Here is a 19161-nt window from a genome sequence, read left to right on the forward strand (position 1 = left end):
TATTCAGCCGTTTTGGCGCCATCTGGCGGCATGTTCCCGGGACAGGCGGATGAACTCCCCAAGGGCCGGAGACAGCCACTTTCCGGGATGGTACAGCATTTGTGTGGCCACTTGGCAAGGGCTGTCGTCCCAAGGGAGCCGGATGAGCCGGCCGGAGGACAGCTCGTCCTTGACCGCAATGGCAGGGAGCAGGGAGATGCCAAGACCAGACATGACGCAGTGCTTGATCGTCTCGATGCTCCAGAACTCCAGGTCGCTGCTGCTGTAGATCGCGTGGCTGTTTAAATGCTGTTCGAGCAGCAGACGGTAGCTGCAGTCCGATTCGGTATGGATAAAAGAAACGTCTTTCAAGTCCAGAGTATCGACCTGCGGCAGCAGGATCAGGGGATGCGCCGGCGGCGCGATGAGCGCCATCGGTTCATGGATGAGCGTCTCCGACTGCAAGTGCGGGTCATCCGCTTCCGGCTCCAGCACGAACACCAGGTCCATATCGCCGGACAGGGCCAATTTCTTGAGCTCCTTGCAGCCGGCCGGCCGGAGAATGATCTTCACGTCCGGATACAGCTCCGTGTATTCCTTAATAATGTCCGGGAGCCGGAACGCCGCAAGGGACTCGGGTGCGCCGATGTTCAGCGTCCCGGATGGCAGGCTTGCGCCAGCGGACATTTCGGCCAGCGCCCGGTCGTGCAGCTCCAGCAGCTGGATGGCGTAGGGCAGCAGGCGCTCGCCTGCGGATGTAAGCTGTACCTTTTTCCCAAGACGGTCAAACAGCTTCGAGCCGACTTCCTCTTCCAGCGCCTGAATTTGCGCCGTGACGCTCGATTGGGCGTAGGACAGGATTTCGGCGGCTTTGGTAAAGCCATGCGTATCCGCAACGGTTCGGAAGGTGTGTAAGTGTTTTAAGTCCATCAATGATCCTCCATGATGCGAAATATGAATTCGTAGCAATCATCAACTATCGGTTCTCCCGATGGAAACGATCAAAATAATCTGTTTTACCTATTCATCTATTATCTGTTAAGCTGTGAGCACTGCACAACCCTAGAATGACCGGTAATCCCTGCCGGTTACACCATTAACAGCAGATAGGATGATCAAATATATGGCTTCATTAGAAAAGACCTCATTCGAAAAGACTTCTACAGCATCACACTTAACCTCTTCCATTCGGCTGCCTCAAGCCATCGCTTTATATATCGGTTCGGTGCTCGGATCCGGCATCCTGATTGTGCCGGGGCTCGCCGCACATATCGCGGGTCCAGCCTCGCTCCTGTCCTGGGGGCTCATGACGCTGCTCGTCCTGCCGATGGCCCTTGTCATGGGGCTGCTGTCGGCGCGTTATCCCGATGCCGGGGGTGTGTCCTCGTTTGTCTCTAGAGCATATGGAACCAAAGCCGGGACGCTGGTCGGCTGGTTTTTCCTCATGTCGGTGCCGATAGGCGCACCGGTAGCAGCGTTGACGGGAGCAGGGTATATGACGGCTGCCTTTGGTCTGGGGGACGGCGCCAGAATCGCCATCGCCGCGCTGATGCTGGCCGTGTCCCTGTTCATCAACGTCTTTGGGATGAAGCTGGCCGGCAGCGTGCAGATCGTCGTCGTATCGGCGATCGTGCTGGTGCTCATCCTGGCGATATCCGGTTCTTTTCCCCATATGGAAGCAAGGCATTTCACGCCTTTTATGCCGGAAGGGTGGATCAGCGTCGGCCAGAGTGCGGCCATTCTGTTCTGGTGCTTTATCGGCTGGGAGGCGGTATCGCATTTATCCGAGGAGTTTGTGGACCCGAAACGGGCGGCGGTGCAGGGCGTGACGGTTGCGGCCATCATCGTCGGTGTGCTGTATTTCCTGACGGCATTGGCAACGGTGGGAACGCACAGCTATGGGGGGAGTGGGTCGGACGTATCGCTGCTGCTGGTTATTGAAAAGCTGCTCGGTCCGGCCGGGGCCGTCATCGCGGGCTTGACGGGGATGTTTATTTGCACGGCCACGGTCATTTCGTATACCGGCGCATCGTCGAGGCTGGCTTACGCGCTCGCCCGGGAAGGAAAGGCGCCGGCCTGGATGGGGAAGATGTCGTCCAGATTCCAGACGCCTGTCGGGGGACTGGGCTTCCTGGCGGGCTGTTTCGTGCTCGTGCTCGTTCTGTACGGAACCGGCGCGGTGTCACTGACCACGCTGATTACGCTCCCCAATGCCACGTTTATTTTGACGTATCTGGGCGGCTGCGCAGCCGGGATCCGGCTGCTGAAAGGCCAGCGGTGGGGACGGACAGTCAGCTGGCTGTCCTTTATCCTCACGGCGGCGGTGTTTCCGTTCGTCGGGTGGGCGATCTTGTATCCGCTGGTCATTTGCGGTGTTTATTTTTTGGTAAGTATAGGGCGGAAAAACAAAGCGCAAGCTTAACATAAACAGGCTTTCGGCTATCCTGTTCACCATGTCGGCTATGGTAAATATGCGCGCACCGTGATATAATAAAAAGTCGTCTACCCTCTATTTTTAATAGAGAGCAGCGATAACGATCAGAGCATATATATACCTAGTGTATTTTTTAAATAGGAGAGGTGAATCCCAGTGTTGGACCGATTGCAATCCTTGGCGGACCGTTATGAGAAGCTTAGTGAACTGCTTTGCGATCCTGACGTTGCGAACGACAGTAAGCGACTGCGGGAATATTCCAAAGAACAATCCGATTTGCAGCCTGCATATGAGGCTTATACCGAATATAAATCCGTTATGGAAGAACTCGAATCCGCCAAAGCACTTCAGGCTGAGAAGCTGGACGACGAAATGCGTGAAATGGTCAAGATGGAAATCGAGGAACTGAACCAGCGCCGTACCGAGCTGGAGGAACGCATCCGCATTCTGCTCCTGCCGAAGGACCCGAACGACGACAAGAACGTCATCGTGGAGATCCGCGGCGCAGCGGGCGGCGACGAAGCAGCTTTGTTCGCTTCCGACCTGTACCGGATGTACACGCGTTATGCGGATACCCAAGGCTGGCGCGTAGAGCTGATGGACGCCAATACGAACGATCTGGGCGGCTTCAAGGAAGTCATCTTCATGATCAACGGCCGCGGCGCCTACAGCAAAATGAAATACGAAAGCGGTGCGCACCGCGTGCAGCGCATCCCGACGACGGAGTCCGGCGGACGGATCCATACTTCCACTTCCACAGTGGCGGTCTTGCCGGAAGTCGAAGATATCGACATTGAAATCCATGACAAGGATATCCGCGTCGATACGTTCTGCTCCAGCGGTGCGGGCGGACAATCCGTCAACACCACGAAATCCGCCGTTCGCGTGACCCATATTCCAACCGGAATCGTGGCCACCTGTCAGGATGGCAAGTCGCAGAACTCGAACAAGGAGAAGGCGCTTCAGGTGCTTCGTGCCCGGATCTTTGATATGATGCGGCAGGAAGAAGAAGCGAAGTATGCCGGTGAGCGGAAGAGCAAAGTGGGTACAGGCGACCGCAGTGAGCGGATCCGCACGTACAACTTCCCGCAGAGCCGGGTGACCGACCACCGCATCGGATTGACGCTGCACAAGCTTGATTCGGTGATGAACGGCGAAATCGAAGAGATCATTTCGGCCCTGAACATTGCGGAGCAGGCGGAAATGATGGATAAAGGGGAATAAGGCTTTGAAGGAAAGCACGTTTGTGATGACGACAAAGCAGAGTATACGGGAAGCCTTTGCGGAGGCTTCCTCTTTTTTAGCGGCGCATGAAGTGATGGAGCCGCAGCGGAACGCCCAGCTGCTGCTTGAGCATGTGCTGGGCCTGTCCGGCGCGGCCTATTACATGGCGCTGCCCGATCCGTTTCCGGACGAGCGGCAGAAGGCCTGGGAGGAAGTGATTTCCCGCAAGGCTGCGGGCGAACCGGCCCAATACATTATCGGGGAGCAGGAGTTCTACGGCATCCCCTTTCAGGTGACGCCCGCTGTGCTGATCCCGCGGCCCGAGACGGAGCTGCTTGTGGAGGCCGTGCTGCAGCAGGCCGCGCGGCTGTGGCCGCAGGGGGCGGCCCCGGCAGGGCGAGCGGCGTCTGCGGCGGAGCAGGAGCCGCCGCAAGGGCAGGGAGCCGGCCGCGTTCCGGGGCCGGCTGACGCGGAGCTGCCGGACCGCGAAGCGGCTCGTCCGGCGGCACAGGGCCGCGCAGCCGCTGCACCCGGCTGCGGTGCCGGCACCGCGGACGGCCTGCGCCCGCTGGTCGCGGCCGACATCGGCACCGGCAGCGGCGCCATCGCGGTCACGCTGGCGCTGCACGCCCCGCGTTGGCGCGTCTACGCCAGCGACATCTCGGCGGACGCGCTGCGGGTCGCCGCGCGCAACGCCGAAGCCAACGGCGCCCAGGTTGCCTTCGAGGAAGGCAACCTGCTGGAGCCGTTTGCAGGCCGGCGGGTCGACATCCTGGTGTCGAACCCGCCGTACATTCCTGCGGCCGATATTTCCGGCCTGCAGCCCGAGGTGCGCGACCATGAGCCGCGCACGGCGCTGGACGGCGGAGCGGACGGGCTCGCGCCTTACCGCATCATGATGCAGCAGCTGCCGCTGCTGCAGGAACCGCCCCGGCTCATCGGATTCGAGCTGGGCATCGGCCAGGCGGGCGAGGTCGCAGACCTGCTCCGCCAGGCGGGCCATTGGGATGAGATTATGATCATCCCGGACCTCGCCGGCATTGAGCGCCACGTTCTCGGCGTCCGCCGGTGATCCCATAATTTTCTTTTTGACCCAATTTCCTCTACAATGGAACTACCTATGTTTTCCCTGGAGGAAAGGATATGCTGCGCAAACTGAAACAATTGGATTTTGCCGTCATGCTGGTGCTGCTCTGCCTGATGGCATTCAGTCTGACTTCCATATACAGCGTCACCGCCGGCCGGCCCAAAACCGATCATTATTCGGTGCGGATGGCCGTCTATTACGTCATCGGTTTTGCAGGGTTTCTGGCGACTTCGCTCGTCAATTATAAGCTGCTGATCAAATATGCACTGTACGTGTATATTTTCGGCCTGATGCTGCTCTTATTCGTCCTGTTTGCCGGTAACGAATACTACGGTGCCCGCGGCTGGCTAACCCTTCCCGGGGGACTCAGCCTGCAGCCGGCCGAGCTGTTCAAGCTGTTCCTGGTCATTTTTCTGTCCAGCCTGCTGCTGAGGAAAAATCGAGACCGGTCCCGCGGGCTGTATTTTTGGCGGGATGTCGTGCCGATGGGGCTCCTCACCTTTGTTCCGCTTATGCTGGTGATGGCGCAAAACGACTTGGGGAACGCGCTCTGCTATCTCCTCATTCTGGTAGGGCTCCTGTGGATCGGCGGCATCCGGTATGTTCATGCGCTGATCGGGTTCGCCGTGGCCTTTGCCGCCATCTTCGGCGGAATTCAGGCGTACATTCATTATCATGACGAGGCGGCGAAGCTGTTCAAGTCCATTGGTCGCGAGCATTGGATCGCGCGTTTTGACCCCTGGCTCGTTCCGGACAAAGCTTCCCGTGACGACAGCTGGCAGACCTACAACGCCAAGCTGGCGATCGGGTCGGGCGGCCTGGACGGCAAGGGGTACATGCAGGGGACGACGATCCAGTCCGACGGCCGGGTTCCGCTGGCTTTTGCCGACTCGATCTTCGTCCAGATTGCCGAGGAGTACGGATTTATCGGCTCGTCGGCGCTGCTGCTGCTGTATTTTATTCTGATCCACCGCATGATTCTGATTGCCGCGGACTGCCGCGACCGGGCGGGGCCGTACCTGATTACAGGCATTATCACGATGTTCATTTACCAGATTTTTGTCAACATCGGCGCCTTTATCGGTCTGATGCCGCTGACCGGCATTACGCTGCCTTTTATCAGTTATGGCGGCACCTCGCTGGTGATCAACATGGTCAGCATCGGGGTGGTGATGAGCGTCCGGATTCACGGGCAGGAGGAAGAGGAGCTGCTCCCGCTGCAGAACGAACCGGCTCCGGCCACAGGGACGGGCAAAATTCTGCGCCTCATCCGGGATGGATTTAACAGGAATTGAATATGGCATGGCTGTTCTATTACAATAGACAGGTACGCATCAGGGGCAACGAGGAGCGGAAGGCTCCGCACAGGAGGATAGCCATGCTTCAAAAGCTGAAAAAAGTGGATTATGTCGTCGTTTTTATTCTTTTGATTTTCATGGGCATCAGCATCATGTCCATTTACAGTGTCACACAGGGGACGAAGTTTGCCGGTTCCCATATTAAAATGATCGAGTTTTACGTGCTTGCCTTCATCGCATTTTTTGGGCTGGTTATCGTCGATTACAAGCTGCTTGTCAAATATGCGCTTTATCTGTATTTGTTCGGGTTGGCCCTGCTCGTTGCGGTTAACTTCATCGGGACCGACGTCAACGGCGCCCAGGGCTGGATCAAGATGGGAAGCTTCAGTTTGCAGCCTGCAGAGCTGTTCAAGCTCATCCTGATTATTTTTCTGACGTATATCATTATGCGCAAAAATAAATCGAGGCTCTCGTTCTGGCATGACGTGGTCCCGATCGGACTGCTGACGTTCGTGCCGTTTGCGCTCGTTATGATTCAGAATGACCTCGGGAACGCGCTCAGCTACGTTCTGATTTTGCTCGGACTGCTCTGGATCGGCAACATCAAGTTTTGGCATGCGTTGATTGCGCTGGTGGTGTTGGCGGCCGTCGCCGTCGGAAGCATTTTCTCCTACATTCATTTTCACGACAACATTGAGAAGTTTATGAAGGACATCGGACGGGAGCACTGGACGGAACGTCTCGACCCATGGCTGGTGCCGGACAAAGCGACGGCCAAGGCGTCCTATCATACGAAAAACGCCAAGCTGGCGATCGCATCCGGCGGCATGGTCGGCGAAGGGTATATGAAGGGGTCCTCGGTTCAATCCGGGCGGGTGCCGTATACTTATTCGGATTCCATTTTCGTGGAAATCGCCGAGGAATTCGGCTTTGTCGGTTCATCGGTCGTGCTGCTGCTCTATTTTATCCTGATCCACCGGATGATTCTGATCTGTCTCGAGTGCCGGGACCGGGCAGGGCCGATTCTGATCGTGGGCATTATCGCAATGATGCTCTATCAGATCTTCGAAAATATCGGCGCCTTCATCGGCCTGATGCCGCTGACCGGGATTACGCTGCCGTTTATCAGCTACGGGGGAACCTCACTGCTGATCAATATGGCGAGCATCGGGATCGTCATGAGCGTGCGCGTTCATGGGGAGGAAGTGGATGACGAGATGCTGACCCCGGCTAAGGGGACTGCTGCTCAAGGCGGACAGGCGAAAGCCGGCATGTGAAGCTGATGATTTACTAGAAACGACCGTTTTCGACAAGTCCTCGGGCTTGGGAAGGCGGTCTTTTTTTGTGGGTAAGAAGCTCGTAGAAATACTAGATAAGATGAATTCGAGTTTATCTTTTCATTCCTTGTTTCTAAGGGGAATATCCGTGCTAAAGTTGGATTTCTTTAATTCAATCTAAATAGATTGCTAGGTTTAGACTCTACCAATCCCGGACATACTGAGAACTATCATAGATTTGTTCTGATAGAGAGGGGCCCGGGGAAAATGGAAAAGACGATGAAGCAGGGGAAATATAGAGGGCAAGATTGGCTGCGCGACTTGGTGAAGGATACCGCCATTATTTTTTGTATTTTGTTTATGATCGCCATGATGTGGGAGAGCCAAAAGACCGACGCGGCCGTGGCCGGCGGGCCGATTCCGCAGGAATCCATCCGCCTGCGCATCCTGGCCAATTCCGATAATCCGGATGACCAGCTGGTCAAACGCGAGATTCGCGATGCCGTGGTAGCGGAAATGAACGGCTGGGTACAGGAGCTTGAGGACCCGCAAAGCCTGGATCAGGCGAGAACGACGATCCGGGAGCATTTGCCGGAACTGAACGATCTGGTGGGCCGTGAGCTGGAGAAGAGAGGAATTCATTACGATTACAATGTTGAACTTGGCATCGTGCCGTTTCCGACCAAACTGTACGGCGGTACAGTGTATCCCGCCGGGAATTATGAAGCACTCCGGATCACACTGGGGGCAGGCAACGGTCAAAATTGGTGGTGCGTGCTGTTCCCTCCGCTCTGCTTCATCGATGCGGCCAGCGGAGATGCTGCGGCTCAGCCCGCCGATGCCAAGGCTCAGTCTGCGGATGCCAAGGGTGACGCTAAGGGTGCCGTGACCACTGCGTCGGCCAAGGTGACGGATACTGCAGCCGCTCAAGCTTCCGGGAAAGCAGTGGCCGATGCTTCCCAGCCGGAAGTTCGCTTCTTCCTGGTAGACATGCTCTCTGGGCTGTGGTCCTGGCTGACGGGGCTGTTCGCTTAGGAACTAGCGGCCATCCTGTCCAGGGGCTGTCCAGGGGCATGCGTCATGGAGATTTTGCAGATGTGCTATAATAAAACATACCAATTTCGATGACAGGAATGAACAGCGATGAAAGGTTTAAACCAAGGGCAGGATGGAGGAAACGCTCCTTCCACCCATGATGCAAATAAGAGCCATGCCACACCGGTATGGGATGTGACCGTATTGATGGGACGCAGCACCGCTGCCGCAGAAGCGGAGAGGGAAGCGGTGTCCTGTGCAGAGCAGTCGATCGGCCGGGCAGCCGCCATTCTACGGGATGGCGGTACCGTTGCTTTTCCGACCGAGACCGTCTACGGCCTTGGGGCGGATGCCCGGAATACGGAGGCGGTCGAGGCGATTTTCAAGGCCAAGGGCCGGCCGTCCGACAATCCGCTCATCGTCCACATTGCGGATGCAAACCAATTGGACGGGCTCGTGACGGAGGTCAGCGATACGGCGCGGCGGCTGATGGCGGCCTTTTGGCCCGGTCCGCTGACGCTGGTGCTGCCGCTTCGGCCGGGCGTGCTGTCCCCGCGGGTAACAGCGGGGCTGACGACGGTCGGCATCCGGATGCCGGACCATCCGATCGCACTGGAGCTGATCGGTGAATCCGGCTGTCCGGTGGCGGCGCCGAGCGCCAACCGCTCGGGACGGCCGAGCCCGACGCTCGCGGGCCATGTCGAGGAAGATTTGAGCGGGCAGATCGACGGTATTCTGGACGGGGGGCCGACCGGGGTCGGCCTTGAATCCACCGTCGTGCAGGTCCAGGAAGACGGCAGCGTCACCGTTCTCCGGCCCGGCGGCATTACTAGCGAGCAGCTAGCCGCCGCTTCCGGGATGGAGGTGGCGACCGATCCGGGAATCGAACGCTCTCCGGATGAAGAGGAGATTGTCGCGCCGAAATCGCCCGGCATGAAATATACGCACTACGCCCCCAAGGGTGCACTCACCATTGTGCAGGGCGGCACGCCGGAGCAGGTATCCGGCTGGATCAATGAGCAGCTGAAGGCAGCAGCGGGACACGGGGAGAGAACCGGCGTGATGGCATTCGAGGAGCATATCGGCCGTTACGCCGCGGATTGCGTGCAGTCCCTTGGTAGTCTTGCCGGACTGGAAGCGGCCGCCCACCGGCTGTACGCCGCTCTTCGCCGCATGGATGAAGAAGGCGTGACGTTTATTTTGTCGGAAGCCTGCCCGGAAGAGGGGCTGGGCGCCGCCATCATGAACCGGCTCCGCAAGGCCGCCGGCCAGCGGGTTGTGCGCTTGTGACCTCTCGCCCCACCTTTTAAGAGACATCATTTACTTCTTGTCCGCATATGGTTGTACAAGAACCTAACGGACATGGGGGAATAGGGATGTTGGAGACTTCTGCCGGTTTAGGGCAGCTGATGACAATCATGATAATGGCCGTCGCATTAGGACTGGATGCGTTCTCTCTGGGCGTAGGAATCGGCATGAAAGGAATCCGGCTGCTGCATATTCTCAAGATCAGCTTGCTGATCGGCCTTTTCCACGTGTTGATGCCGCTGCTGGGAATGTTTATGGGATATTACGTCAGTTCGCTGCTTGGACAAGTTGCCGCCCTGGTTGCCGGCGGGCTGCTTGTGCTGCTGGGCGGACACATGGTCCTGAATTCCTTCAAAACAAGCGAAACGCGAATGGTGGATCACCGCTCCTTGCTGGGGATGCTTCTGTTCTCGCTCAGCGTCAGCATTGACTCCTTTTCGGTAGGCGTATCCCTGGGGATGTTTGAGAGCAACCGGATTCTGACCGTGATGGCTTTCGGGATCTGCGGGGGCGCGATGGCCGTGCTTGGACTCCTGCTCGGCAGGAGGGTAAGCCGGAATCTCGGCGAATACGGGGAGGCCCTTGGCGGCGCGATTTTGCTGGCATTTGGCCTCGCCTTTATCTTCTGATACAATATCGGCAAAGACACTTCGGGAGGTGCTAGAGACGTGAAGCATATTTTGTTTGTCTGTACGGGAAACACGTGCCGCAGCCCGATGGCCGAAGCTCTGCTTCGCAAGCTGGCCAAGGAGCGCAGCGTTCCGCTCGAAGTCCGTTCGGCCGGCGTGGCCGCCCTTGAAGGGACACCGATCTCACGTCATGCGGAAGCGGTGCTGCGGGACCACGAGATCGATGAGCATTTGACCGCCAAGCCGCTCAGGGCCGACACGGTGAATTGGGCGGATTTGATTTTGACACTGACCCAGGGGCATAAGCAGCATGTGATCCGGAGCTTTCCGCTCGCGGCTGACAAAATTTATACCCTGAAGGAATACACCGAAGATGACGAGAACGTGATCAAGGACCTGCAGGAGCTCGACAGCCTGTACGCCACCTGGGAAATGAAGCGGGCGCTCGGGCAGCAGCTGGAGGACGAGGAACGGGAGCGGCTGATCGAGATCCAGCAGCGCATCCCGAGCTTTGATATTTCGGACCCGTTCGGCGGGTCCCGCGATGATTACGATGTCACCGCCGCAGAAATCCGCGCCGCCATCGAGCGGCTGCTGGATAAGCTGGAGGCGTTCCGTACATTTTAAGGAAGAAGCTTAGTTTGGCACTTGGGCGGGAGCCTAAGCCTGAAAAAATGGAGTAAATTTGCAGATTGATTTTCATCGCGTCATGCTTTATGATGAAGGTGAAAAACATCGGTTCCGGTGTAACTGGCGACAATGTGGATCCAACCACGATGGAGCACCGGAATATACGGCCGGTCGCCTGGGCAAAAGAGCAATTCTGCGGAATGATCCGCGGACTGCTCTTTTTTTCGTCTAGTGGCTGCAAATGAGTTATAATGGTACAAGAAGTCACGGGAATACCGGGGAGCGCTAGATTCGTTTCTCTGTATTGCGCGAAATTTTAGGAGGTTTTTCGAAAGATGAAAATTGCTGTTGGAACAGATCATGCGGGTATACGTTTGAAAGAAGACATCATTGCCGTGATCGAAGGGATGGGGCATCAAGTTGCGGATGTGGGATGCGGATGCACGGATTCCGTGGACTATCCCGACTATGCTCTCCCTGTGTGCGATCTGGTTACCAAAGGCGAGGCCGACCGGGGAATCCTGATCTGTGGAACAGGCATCGGCATGAGCATCGCGGCGAACAAGGTTCCGGGCATCCGGTGCGCCTTGGTCCACGATGTGTTCTCGGCGATTGCCACCAGGGAGCATAACGACTCCAACGTGCTGGCTATGGGCGAACGCGTCATCGGTCCAGGTCTGGCCCAGGAAATCGTCAAGGTTTGGCTGGGCACTGAGTTCAGCGGCGGCGAGCGTCATGTCGGGCGCGTGAACAAGATTAAAGCGATTGAAGAGCGGTATCTGCACAATTAGGGAGGTTTTCTCATGGAAAGCATGTCAGGAGGCAGTCCATTGGAAGTTTCGCTGGGAGAACAGGTATCCCAAATCCTTCATGAGCTGGTGGAAGCCGCAGGGCTTGGCCCTGGTAAGGTACTGGTTGTCGGAACGAGCACCAGTGAGGTGGCCGGGAAACGCATCGGCACTTCGGGGGCACTCGGGGTTGCTGAGGAGCTGCTGCAGGCGATCGGCGAGGTCCGGGCCAAGTTCGGCTTCGACACGGTGTTTCAGTGCTGCGAGCATTTGAACCGGGCGCTTGTGATGGAGCGTTCCGTACTGGAGCGCCTTCGTTTAACCGAGGTCGCCGCCGTTCCTGTTCCGAAAGCGGGCGGTTCTATGGCTGCCGCTGCTTACCGTTCCATGAAGGAGCCTTGCCTGGCCGAAGCGATCGAGGCTCACGCGGGCATCGACATCGGCGAGACGATGATTGGCATGCATCTGCGGCGTGTGGCCGTGCCTTTCCGCCCGACCCTGCGCTATGTGGGGCATGCGCGCGTGAATGCGGCCTACACGCGGCCCAAGCTGATCGGCGGCGAACGGGCGGTGTACCGTCTGGATGAAGAAGCCGGCAGAGCCGACCGTGACGGCGGCAGTTCAGATCTTTGCGATTAACTTGAGCGGATGATTGAAACGAACATTTTATTTTGAATTCCAATAAGGGAGGAACTATTAACATGGATCAATTGCGTAAGAAGGACCCGGCTGTACTCGAGGCTATGAATTTGGAACTGAAGCGTCAGCGTGCGAACATCGAGCTGATCGCATCGGAGAATATTGTCAGTGAAGCGGTTATGGAAGCCATGGGCTCCGTCCTCACGAACAAATACGCCGAAGGATATCCGGGCAAGCGGTACTACGGCGGCTGCGAGCGCGTCGATATCGTCGAGGATATCGCCCGAGACCGTGCGAAAGAGCTGTTCGGAGCCGAGCATGCCAATGTGCAGCCGCACTCCGGTGCCCAAGCCAACATGGCTGTCTACCTGGCAGCGCTGAAACCAGGGGATACCGTGCTCGGGATGAACCTTGCCCATGGCGGACACCTGACGCACGGAAGCCCGGTGAACGCATCCGGTCTGCTGTACAACTTCGTCGCTTACGGGGTCCAGGAAGATACGTTCCTCATCGATTATGACGAAGTCCGCAAGCTTGCGTTCAAGCATCGTCCGCGCCTGATCGTCGCCGGTGCGAGCGCCTATCCGCGTACGATTGATTTCGAGGCTCTCGCTTCGATCGCCAATGACGTTGGCGCGCTGTTCATGGTCGACATGGCTCATATTGCGGGCCTGGTTGCAGCCGGGCTTCATCCGAACCCGGTACCTCACGCCCATTTTGTCACGACGACAACGCACAAAACGCTCCGCGGACCACGCGGCGGTATGATTCTGTGCAAGCAGCCTTGGGCTGCGGCCATCGACAAGGCCGTCTTCCCGGGCACGCAAGGGGGTCCGCTGATGCACGTTATCGCGTCCAAAGCCGTAGCCTTGGGCGAAGCGCTGGACCCATCGTTCAAAACGTATGCCGAAAACGTGGTGAAGAACGCCAAAGTATTGGCTGAGACGCTGATCAGCGAAGGCCTGAACATCGTATCCGGCGGCACGGATAACCACCTGATGCTGGTGGATACCCGCAGTGTGAACATTACAGGGAAAGACGCTGAGAAGGTGCTGGACTCCGTGGGCATCACTGTGAACAAAAACGCCATTCCGTTCGATCCGACCAGCCCGTTCGTCACGAGCGGAATCCGGATCGGTACGCCGGCTGCGACTTCCCGCGGCATGGATGAAGCGGCTATGGTGACGATCGGCAAAATCATCGCCATGACGCTGAAGTCGCCTAAGGACGAAGCCGTGCTGTCCAAAGCAGCGACGATGGTGAAGGAACTGACGGATCAGTATCCGCTGTATCCTGAACTTAACTACTAATAGGACACAGATCTTGAGAAGTACAGGTCTGTGAGAAAATAAGGGACTGGAGAATGTTCTCCGGTCCCTTTTTTTAGAGATAAGAAATAGAGATTTTCCGAGGTTTCGAGGCTAACCATCCTGATCTCGCAAAAGAAACTTCCGCTAAACGCGGTCTGTTTTCTGAGAATGTACGCCGATAAAACGTTTTTCTTTTCGCTCTCAGAAGCCGTATAGGTCAATAAACCTTTCTGCCGTCACAGCGGATGTGTGCCTTCACACTCTTAGAGTGGCTTTTATATAGTAGTTCAGAGGAAGCTGCTAGATTTAAGGCTGGTAGATGCGAAGGGCAGATGTTAGATTGGCGGGTCTTTACGGGGTGCTTACACCATGCCGGTTCCCTTGCGCGGTCTTTCGGTTAACGTTTAAGCCGGCTGATCTTTGGGCCAGAATAAACATATCTTTCTTGGGTGCAAAATCATTTCCAGGAATGATATAATAAATAAGATTTGTGTACTTGCATGTATCGTATGCGAATGGGCATCTAACTAACCGGCAATGACAGCACTTAGACTTACGATTTAACCGGAGGGACTAACATGGGAAAACTGGTGATTTGTGATCACCCTTTGATTCAACACAAACTGACATTTATCCGCGATGTGCGGACGAACACGAAAGATTTTCGCGAACTGGTCGATGAGGTTGCTTCCTTAATGGCTTACGAAATTACACGCGAGGTTCCGCTCGAGTCGGTGAAGGTGCAGACACCCGTCGCCGAGATGGACGGCAAGGTTCTGGCGGGCCGCATGCTCGGCCTGATTCCGATTCTGCGCGCCGGGCTCGGCATGCTCGACGGCATGCTGAAGCTGATTCCCGCCGCCAAGGTGGGGCATGTCGGCTTGTTCCGCGATCCGGAAACGCTGCAGCCTGTCGAGTATTACACGAAGCTGCCGACGGACGTGACCGAACGCGAGCTGATCGTCATCGATCCGATGCTGGCGACTGGTGGATCGGCTATTGCCGCGATTGACGTCCTGAAGAAGCGGGGGTGCACCCAGATCAAGATGATGAACCTGATCGCCGCGCCGGAAGGGGTCAAAGCCGTGCAGGAAGCCCATCCTGACGTGGACATTTACGTAGCGGCCCTGGACGAGAAGCTGGACGATCACGGATATATCATTCCGGGACTGGGAGACGCCGGAGACCGGCTGTACGGAACCAAGTAAGGAGAGGGAAACCATATGTCAAAAATTAAAGTGATGACGATCTTCGGGGTGCGCCCGGAAGCCATTAAGATGGCTCCGCTTATCTTAGAACTGCAGAAGCATCCCGAACATATCGAATCCGTCGTCTGCGTAACGGCCCAGCACCGTCAGATGCTGGATCAGGTGCTCGAGGTATTCAAGATTACGCCGGATTTCGATCTGGACGTCATGAAAGAGAACCAGACGCTGAACGAGGTGACTATCCGCGTTCTGCAGGGCCTGGAGCCGGTTTTGAAAGAGGCCAAGCCTGATATCGTTCTCGTGCACGGAGACACGCTGACGACCTTCCTGGCCAGCTATGCGGCCTTCCTGCAGAAGATCCAGGTAGGACATGTCGAAGCGGGCCTGAGAACGTGGAACAAGCTCTCCCCTTATCCGGAGGAGATGAACCGCCAGTTGACCGGCGTGCTTGCCGATCTTCATTTTGCCCCGACAGACTGGTCTGCAGGCAACCTGAAGAAGGAGAACAAGAACGAGTCCCACATTTACGTGACCGGCAATACCGTTACCGACGTATTCCAGTACACCGTCAAGTCGGATTATCACCATCCGGTGCTCGACTGGGCGCAGGGCAAACGGCTGATCCTGATGACGGCGCACCGGCGCGAATCGCAGGGCGAGCCTCATCTGAACATCTTCCGTGCCGTGAAGCGGATCGCTGACGAATTCGACGATATCGCCATCGTGTATCCGGTCCATCCAAGCCCGGCGGTCAAAGAGCCGGCGCATCAAATTTTGGGCAATCATCCAAGAATTAAGCTGATTGAACCGCTGGATGTTGTAGACTTGCACAATTTTTATCCGCATACGCATCTGATCTTGACGGATTCCGGCGGTCTTCAGGAAGAAGCTCCATCCTTCGGTGTGCCGGTGCTGGTGCTCCGTGACACGACCGAGCGTCCGGAAGGGATCGAGGCGGGAACGCTCGAGCTGGTCGGAACGGATGAGGAACAAGTGTACGGACGGACGAAGCATTTGCTGACCGATCAGGAAGCCTATAACGCGATGAGCGGCGCCGCAAATCCATACGGAGATGGCAAGGCATCCCAGCGGATTGTGGACGCGATTTTGCATCATTTTGGCATCAAAAATGAACGTCCAGAACAATTTCACAGAATGTTCACAAAGGAAAGTTAAGCCATATTCTGAGGGCAAAGAGTACAGCATACAGTTAAACTGTACGGTTGACACGGATTTGCGGGCTTTTTGCAGTGATTTTAGTCACAATTCCAGCCAGTTTCGACACGGATTTGTTCAATTGACAAACTCTCGGGTCATTCAGTAAAATGAACTGGGATTAGAGGGTGGACAGAGATGAATCAACCTGATAAGCCGCAAAAATCCAATAAAAATGCTGCAAGCCCTCTGAAGTATGCGGGCCTTGTAAGCGCCATCGGAATCGATCTGGCCGCGTGTACTTTAGGGGGCTTTTATCTCGGCTCCTGGCTGGACAAGATTTGGGGAGGACCCGGACTCTGGATTGCATTCGGAGTTTTGCTGGGTCTGGCGATTGGCGGCGTAAGCGTTTTTATGATCACCAAGGCAGTCATGGGGGAAAGTGATGAGTGAACTATGGAAATACCGCAGGGTATTGACAAGAGCGACACTTTATTTCCTGGCTCTTTGCTTCTTGGGTGCTGCTGTCTTCCCGCAATACCGGAGTATAGCGCTGGGTATGGTGCTTGGCTCCAGTGTCAGCCTTGCCAATAGCTTTTATTTGGGCTATAAAGTGCAAAAAGTGTTGGATTCAGTCGAAGGCGGGGGCGGCAAGAGAGTAAATATGGGTTTTCTGACCCGTGCAGCCCTCAGTGTGCTGGCCGTCGTTGTGGCCTATCAAAGGCCGGAGACGTTTAACCTGTATGCCGTAGCGGCAACACTGGTATTGGCACAGTTTCTTCTCTTATTCATAGGGATTCGATTGTCTCGTAAACAGGAGTAGACCTTCAACTGAGAAAGGGGTGAGAAAAACATGCATACATCACCGATTATTGAATTGGGCGGCATAAGATTCGACCTTTCCGCAATCCTGATGCTGATTGTGACCTGTGTGATCGTGTTTGTGATCGCGAAGCTGGCAACCCGTAACTTGTCAGTCGAAAACCCGGGGAAATTGCAGAATTTCATGGAATGGACGGTGGAATTCGTCCAGAACCTGATTTCCAGCACGATGGATTGGAAGAAAGGGAAGCACTTTCTGTCCCTTGGATTGACATTTATTATGTTTATCTTTGTTGGCAACATGCTGGGACTTCCCTTTGGTATCGTAACAGACTTCCATGATGCAGGACATGCGCACATCTTCGGTAAAGAAATCGTTTCTGTAACCGAGGAATTTGCAAAGCACCCGGATGTTGAAGAAGTAGGTGTGGCCTGGTGGAAATCACCAACGGCTGACGCTTCCGTAACCATGGCGCTGGCATTGATCGTATTCTTGCTTTCGCATTTTCTTGGCATCACCAAGAATACAAAGAATTACTTTAAGCACTATTTCCAACCTTATTGGTTCTTCTTCCCGATTAACGTTATCGAGCAGTTTGCGAAGCTGCTGACGCAGGGCATGCGTCTATTCGGTAACATCTTCGCGGGTGAAGTGCTGATCTCGGTTCTGTTGAAACTGGCCGCTCTTGGCGTAGGTGGATGGATCGCTTCCGCACTCGGTCTCATCGTTTGGCAGGGCTTCAGTATTTTCGTCGGCGCCATCCAGGCATTTGTCTTCACGATCCTGACGATGGTTTATATCTCTCAGATGATCGAGAGCCACGACGAGCACGAACATTAGCTTCAAAGTTAAGCTTGGAGTTTTCTTCCTTCACTCTTAACTAAACATAAATAATAACAAATACACATCTCTAAGGAGGATTTTACAAATGGGAGTTTGGGCATTTCTTGCAGCTGCGATTGCAGTAGGTTTGGGCGCACTTGGCGCAGGTATTGGTAACGGTCTGATCGTAAGTAAAACGGTTGAAGGTATCGCTCGTCAGCCAGAAGCGAAATCCACGCTTCAAACGACAATGTTTATCGGTGTAGGTCTGGTCGAAGCCCTTCCAATCATCGGTGTCGTACTCGCGTTCTTGTTCTACGCAGGAGCTTAATTTAAGCAGTAAGGTTTGGCGGGGAAGGCCACGGCCATCCGCGCCTTCTTTTTAGCCGTCAGATAAGGAAGGTTCTTGGATCCTTCCTTATCTGATTGTCTGATGAACAAGACTGAACGTGCACCGGAAAGGAGTGACTAGATTGAGTATTAACTACGCATCTTTCTTTATCGCATTGATTGCGTTTGTGATTCTGTATTGGCTTCTGAACAAATACGCTTTCGGTCCGTTGTTCTCCATCATGGAGAAGCGCCGTGAGCTTGTGACGAGTCAAATGAACGAAGCGGCACAAACCCGTGAACAAGCCATTGCATACGTAGAAGAGCAGAAAAAAGCTCTGGAAAATGCGCGCAAAGAGGCTTACGACATTATCGAACAATCCAGACAAACGAGCAGCAAGCAGGCTGACCAAATTATGGAACAAGCCAAGGTGGAAGCTTCTCGTATTAAAGAGGACGCTGTCCGCGATATCGCAAGCGAAAAGAACAAGGCGGTTCAGGAGCTGCGCAGCGAACTGGGCGCCGTATCCGTGAAGATCGCATCCAAGCTGCTTGAGAAGGAAGTCAGCAGCGACAAAGCTCAGGAAGAGCTCGTGGACCAGTACCTTAAAGAGGTAGGGGGCAGACCATGAGCCGGGAGACAATAGCAGCCAAGCGTTATGCGAAGGCGCTGTTTGAAGTGGCTGCGCAGCAGCAGAAGACGCTGGAAGTGGAGCAGGAGCTCAAGGCCGTCGTTGGGGCCATTACCCAGGATGACGAGATCCGCCGTTTTATCTCCACGCCCAACATTGCCGTATCGGTGAAACTGGATGTGCTGAAGAAGGCCCTTCAAGACAAAGTATCCCAGCCGGTCATGAACACCGTTGATATGCTGATCGAGCGGGGCAGAGCGGATCTGTTCGCCGACCTGCTGGACAGCTACGTCCGGATCGAAGGCGAAAGCCTTGGACTTGCGGACGCCACGGTGTACTCCACCTATCCGCTGAGCGACCAGGAAATCGAGACGGTTGCCGCGGAGTTTGGAGCATTGGCTAAGAAGAAAATTCGCGTAACCAACGTGATTGATAAAAATCTGCTCGGCGGTGTAAAAGTCGTCATCGGCGATATGCTGTACGACGGCAGTTTGGCAGGGAAGCTGGAACGGCTTGAAAAGTCTTTTAACAGACTAGCACAGTAGATAGGGGT

At 55.5% G+C, this 19161-nt stretch carries 21 protein-coding genes and 1 riboswitch; of the genes, 20 read left to right on the forward strand and 1 reads right to left on the reverse strand.

The annotated features are described in order from the left end of the window. Positions 1 to 3 precede the first annotated feature (3 nt). A complete protein-coding gene (locus GCU45_RS18775) occupies positions 4 to 909 on the reverse strand; it encodes a LysR family transcriptional regulator (protein WP_152399955.1) in 906 nt (301 codons plus the stop codon). Between the two features lie 193 nt (positions 910 to 1102). On the opposite strand from GCU45_RS18775, the gene GCU45_RS18780 reads away from it, so the two are divergent. From GCU45_RS18780 to GCU45_RS18875, 20 genes are all read left to right on the forward strand, one after another. Then, on the forward strand, positions 1103 to 2401 hold the full coding sequence (locus GCU45_RS18780) for an amino acid permease (protein ID WP_152399956.1): 1299 nt from the start codon (positions 1103 to 1105) through the stop codon (positions 2399 to 2401). A gap of 168 nt (positions 2402 to 2569) precedes the next feature. Beyond that, complete coding sequence (gene prfA, locus GCU45_RS18785) at positions 2570 to 3637, forward strand: peptide chain release factor 1 (RefSeq protein WP_152399957.1); 1068 nt, start codon at positions 2570 to 2572, stop codon at positions 3635 to 3637. Between the two features lie 25 nt (positions 3638 to 3662). Beyond that, positions 3663 to 4709 carry a HemK/PrmC family methyltransferase gene (locus GCU45_RS18790; RefSeq protein ID WP_167527277.1) on the forward strand — a complete coding sequence of 349 codons (1047 nt, stop codon included), beginning with the start codon at positions 3663 to 3665 and terminating at the stop codon, positions 4707 to 4709. A 71-nt stretch (positions 4710 to 4780) separates the two neighbouring features. After that, on the forward strand, positions 4781 to 6019 hold the full coding sequence (locus GCU45_RS18795) for an FtsW/RodA/SpoVE family cell cycle protein (RefSeq protein WP_076174705.1): 1239 nt from the start codon (positions 4781 to 4783) through the stop codon (positions 6017 to 6019). Between the two features lie 83 nt (positions 6020 to 6102). Beyond that, positions 6103 to 7299, forward strand: coding sequence for an FtsW/RodA/SpoVE family cell cycle protein (locus GCU45_RS18800; RefSeq protein ID WP_152399958.1), 1197 nt, complete (start codon positions 6103 to 6105; stop codon positions 7297 to 7299). A gap of 312 nt (positions 7300 to 7611) precedes the next feature. Then, positions 7612 to 8334: a stage II sporulation protein R gene (gene spoIIR / locus GCU45_RS18805; protein WP_152403197.1), complete on the forward strand. Its 723-nt coding sequence runs from the start codon at positions 7612 to 7614 to the stop codon at positions 8332 to 8334. Between the two features lie 108 nt (positions 8335 to 8442). Next, positions 8443 to 9624 carry an L-threonylcarbamoyladenylate synthase gene (locus tag GCU45_RS18810; RefSeq protein ID WP_152399959.1) on the forward strand — a complete coding sequence of 394 codons (1182 nt, stop codon included), beginning with the start codon at positions 8443 to 8445 and terminating at the stop codon, positions 9622 to 9624. Between the two features lie 86 nt (positions 9625 to 9710). Then, positions 9711 to 10271 carry a manganese efflux pump MntP gene (locus GCU45_RS18815; protein ID WP_105444866.1) on the forward strand — a complete coding sequence of 187 codons (561 nt, stop codon included), beginning with the start codon at positions 9711 to 9713 and terminating at the stop codon, positions 10269 to 10271. A gap of 39 nt (positions 10272 to 10310) precedes the next feature. Further along, positions 10311 to 10898: a low molecular weight protein arginine phosphatase gene (locus GCU45_RS18820; protein ID WP_152399960.1), complete on the forward strand. Its 588-nt coding sequence runs from the start codon at positions 10311 to 10313 to the stop codon at positions 10896 to 10898. Positions 10899 to 11007: 109 nt separating this feature from the next. Further along, positions 11008 to 11089, forward strand: a riboswitch (ZMP/ZTP riboswitch). Between the two features lie 147 nt (positions 11090 to 11236). Next, a complete protein-coding gene (gene rpiB, locus GCU45_RS18825) occupies positions 11237 to 11692 on the forward strand; it encodes a ribose 5-phosphate isomerase B (RefSeq protein ID WP_152399961.1) in 456 nt (151 codons plus the stop codon). A gap of 21 nt (positions 11693 to 11713) precedes the next feature. Then, the gene (locus GCU45_RS18830; protein ID WP_116233566.1) at positions 11714 to 12328 is read left to right on the forward strand and encodes a TIGR01440 family protein; all 615 of its coding nucleotides are present in this window, start codon (positions 11714 to 11716) and stop codon (positions 12326 to 12328) included. A gap of 62 nt (positions 12329 to 12390) precedes the next feature. Continuing rightward, on the forward strand, positions 12391 to 13638 hold the full coding sequence (glyA, locus tag GCU45_RS18835; RefSeq protein ID WP_152399962.1) for a serine hydroxymethyltransferase: 1248 nt from the start codon (positions 12391 to 12393) through the stop codon (positions 13636 to 13638). Between the two features lie 578 nt (positions 13639 to 14216). After that, a complete protein-coding gene (gene upp, locus GCU45_RS18840; RefSeq protein ID WP_076174689.1) occupies positions 14217 to 14846 on the forward strand; it encodes a uracil phosphoribosyltransferase in 630 nt (209 codons plus the stop codon). Positions 14847 to 14861: 15 nt separating this feature from the next. Then, entirely contained in the window at positions 14862 to 16022 is a 1161-nt protein-coding gene (gene wecB / locus GCU45_RS18845) for a non-hydrolyzing UDP-N-acetylglucosamine 2-epimerase (protein ID WP_089549714.1), read from the forward strand. A gap of 177 nt (positions 16023 to 16199) precedes the next feature. Then, positions 16200 to 16454: an AtpZ/AtpI family protein gene (locus GCU45_RS18850; protein WP_076174685.1), complete on the forward strand. Its 255-nt coding sequence runs from the start codon at positions 16200 to 16202 to the stop codon at positions 16452 to 16454. Beyond that, the gene (locus GCU45_RS18855; RefSeq protein ID WP_076174683.1) at positions 16447 to 16824 is read left to right on the forward strand and encodes an ATP synthase subunit I; all 378 of its coding nucleotides are present in this window, start codon (positions 16447 to 16449) and stop codon (positions 16822 to 16824) included. The genes GCU45_RS18850 and GCU45_RS18855 overlap by 8 nt, the downstream gene beginning before the upstream one ends. Before the next feature lie 30 nt (positions 16825 to 16854). After that, a complete protein-coding gene (gene atpB / locus GCU45_RS18860; protein ID WP_152399963.1) occupies positions 16855 to 17664 on the forward strand; it encodes a F0F1 ATP synthase subunit A in 810 nt (269 codons plus the stop codon). Positions 17665 to 17752: 88 nt separating this feature from the next. Beyond that, positions 17753 to 17977, forward strand: a complete 225-nt coding sequence (atpE, locus tag GCU45_RS18865; protein WP_036706394.1) for a F0F1 ATP synthase subunit C — start codon at positions 17753 to 17755, stop codon at positions 17975 to 17977. 142 nt (positions 17978 to 18119) lie between these two features. Then, positions 18120 to 18608, forward strand: a complete 489-nt coding sequence (gene atpF / locus GCU45_RS18870; RefSeq protein WP_152399964.1) for a F0F1 ATP synthase subunit B — start codon at positions 18120 to 18122, stop codon at positions 18606 to 18608. Then, complete coding sequence (locus GCU45_RS18875) at positions 18605 to 19153, forward strand: F0F1 ATP synthase subunit delta (RefSeq protein ID WP_089549717.1); 549 nt, start codon at positions 18605 to 18607, stop codon at positions 19151 to 19153. Before atpF ends, GCU45_RS18875 begins: the two co-directional genes overlap by 4 nt. Positions 19154 to 19161 lie beyond the last annotated feature (8 nt).

It is taken from the genome of Paenibacillus cellulositrophicus, assembly GCF_009363095.1.
GTDB classification, from domain to species: domain Bacteria; phylum Bacillota; class Bacilli; order Paenibacillales; family Paenibacillaceae; genus Paenibacillus_AQ; species Paenibacillus_AQ favisporus.

Excerpts from the sequence above, each read along its gene's own strand:
- GCU45_RS18830 (WP_116233566.1), top strand. The coding sequence starts at position 11,714 with ATGTCAGGAGGCAGTCCATTGGAAGTTTCGCTGGGAGAACAGGTATCC.
- GCU45_RS18790 (WP_167527277.1), top strand. The coding sequence starts at position 3,663 with ATGACGACAAAGCAGAGTATACGGGAAGCCTTTGCGGAGGCTTCCTCT.
- GCU45_RS18815 (WP_105444866.1), top strand. The coding sequence starts at position 9,711 with ATGTTGGAGACTTCTGCCGGTTTAGGGCAGCTGATGACAATCATGATA.
- atpE (WP_036706394.1), top strand. The coding sequence starts at position 17,753 with ATGGGAGTTTGGGCATTTCTTGCAGCTGCGATTGCAGTAGGTTTGGGC.
- upp (WP_076174689.1), top strand. The coding sequence starts at position 14,217 with ATGGGAAAACTGGTGATTTGTGATCACCCTTTGATTCAACACAAACTG.
- wecB (WP_089549714.1), top strand. The coding sequence starts at position 14,862 with ATGTCAAAAATTAAAGTGATGACGATCTTCGGGGTGCGCCCGGAAGCC.
- rpiB (WP_152399961.1), top strand. The coding sequence starts at position 11,237 with ATGAAAATTGCTGTTGGAACAGATCATGCGGGTATACGTTTGAAAGAA.
- GCU45_RS18795 (WP_076174705.1), top strand. The coding sequence starts at position 4,781 with ATGCTGCGCAAACTGAAACAATTGGATTTTGCCGTCATGCTGGTGCTG.
- GCU45_RS18855 (WP_076174683.1), top strand. The coding sequence starts at position 16,447 with ATGAGTGAACTATGGAAATACCGCAGGGTATTGACAAGAGCGACACTT.
- GCU45_RS18850 (WP_076174685.1), top strand. The coding sequence starts at position 16,200 with ATGAATCAACCTGATAAGCCGCAAAAATCCAATAAAAATGCTGCAAGC.
- GCU45_RS18800 (WP_152399958.1), top strand. The coding sequence starts at position 6,103 with ATGCTTCAAAAGCTGAAAAAAGTGGATTATGTCGTCGTTTTTATTCTT.
- glyA (WP_152399962.1), top strand. The coding sequence starts at position 12,391 with ATGGATCAATTGCGTAAGAAGGACCCGGCTGTACTCGAGGCTATGAAT.
- GCU45_RS18775 (WP_152399955.1), bottom strand. The coding sequence starts at position 909 with ATGGACTTAAAACACTTACACACCTTCCGAACCGTTGCGGATACGCAT.
- GCU45_RS18780 (WP_152399956.1), top strand. The coding sequence starts at position 1,103 with ATGGCTTCATTAGAAAAGACCTCATTCGAAAAGACTTCTACAGCATCA.
- GCU45_RS18810 (WP_152399959.1), top strand. The coding sequence starts at position 8,443 with ATGAAAGGTTTAAACCAAGGGCAGGATGGAGGAAACGCTCCTTCCACC.
- atpB (WP_152399963.1), top strand. The coding sequence starts at position 16,855 with ATGCATACATCACCGATTATTGAATTGGGCGGCATAAGATTCGACCTT.
- GCU45_RS18875 (WP_089549717.1), top strand. The coding sequence starts at position 18,605 with ATGAGCCGGGAGACAATAGCAGCCAAGCGTTATGCGAAGGCGCTGTTT.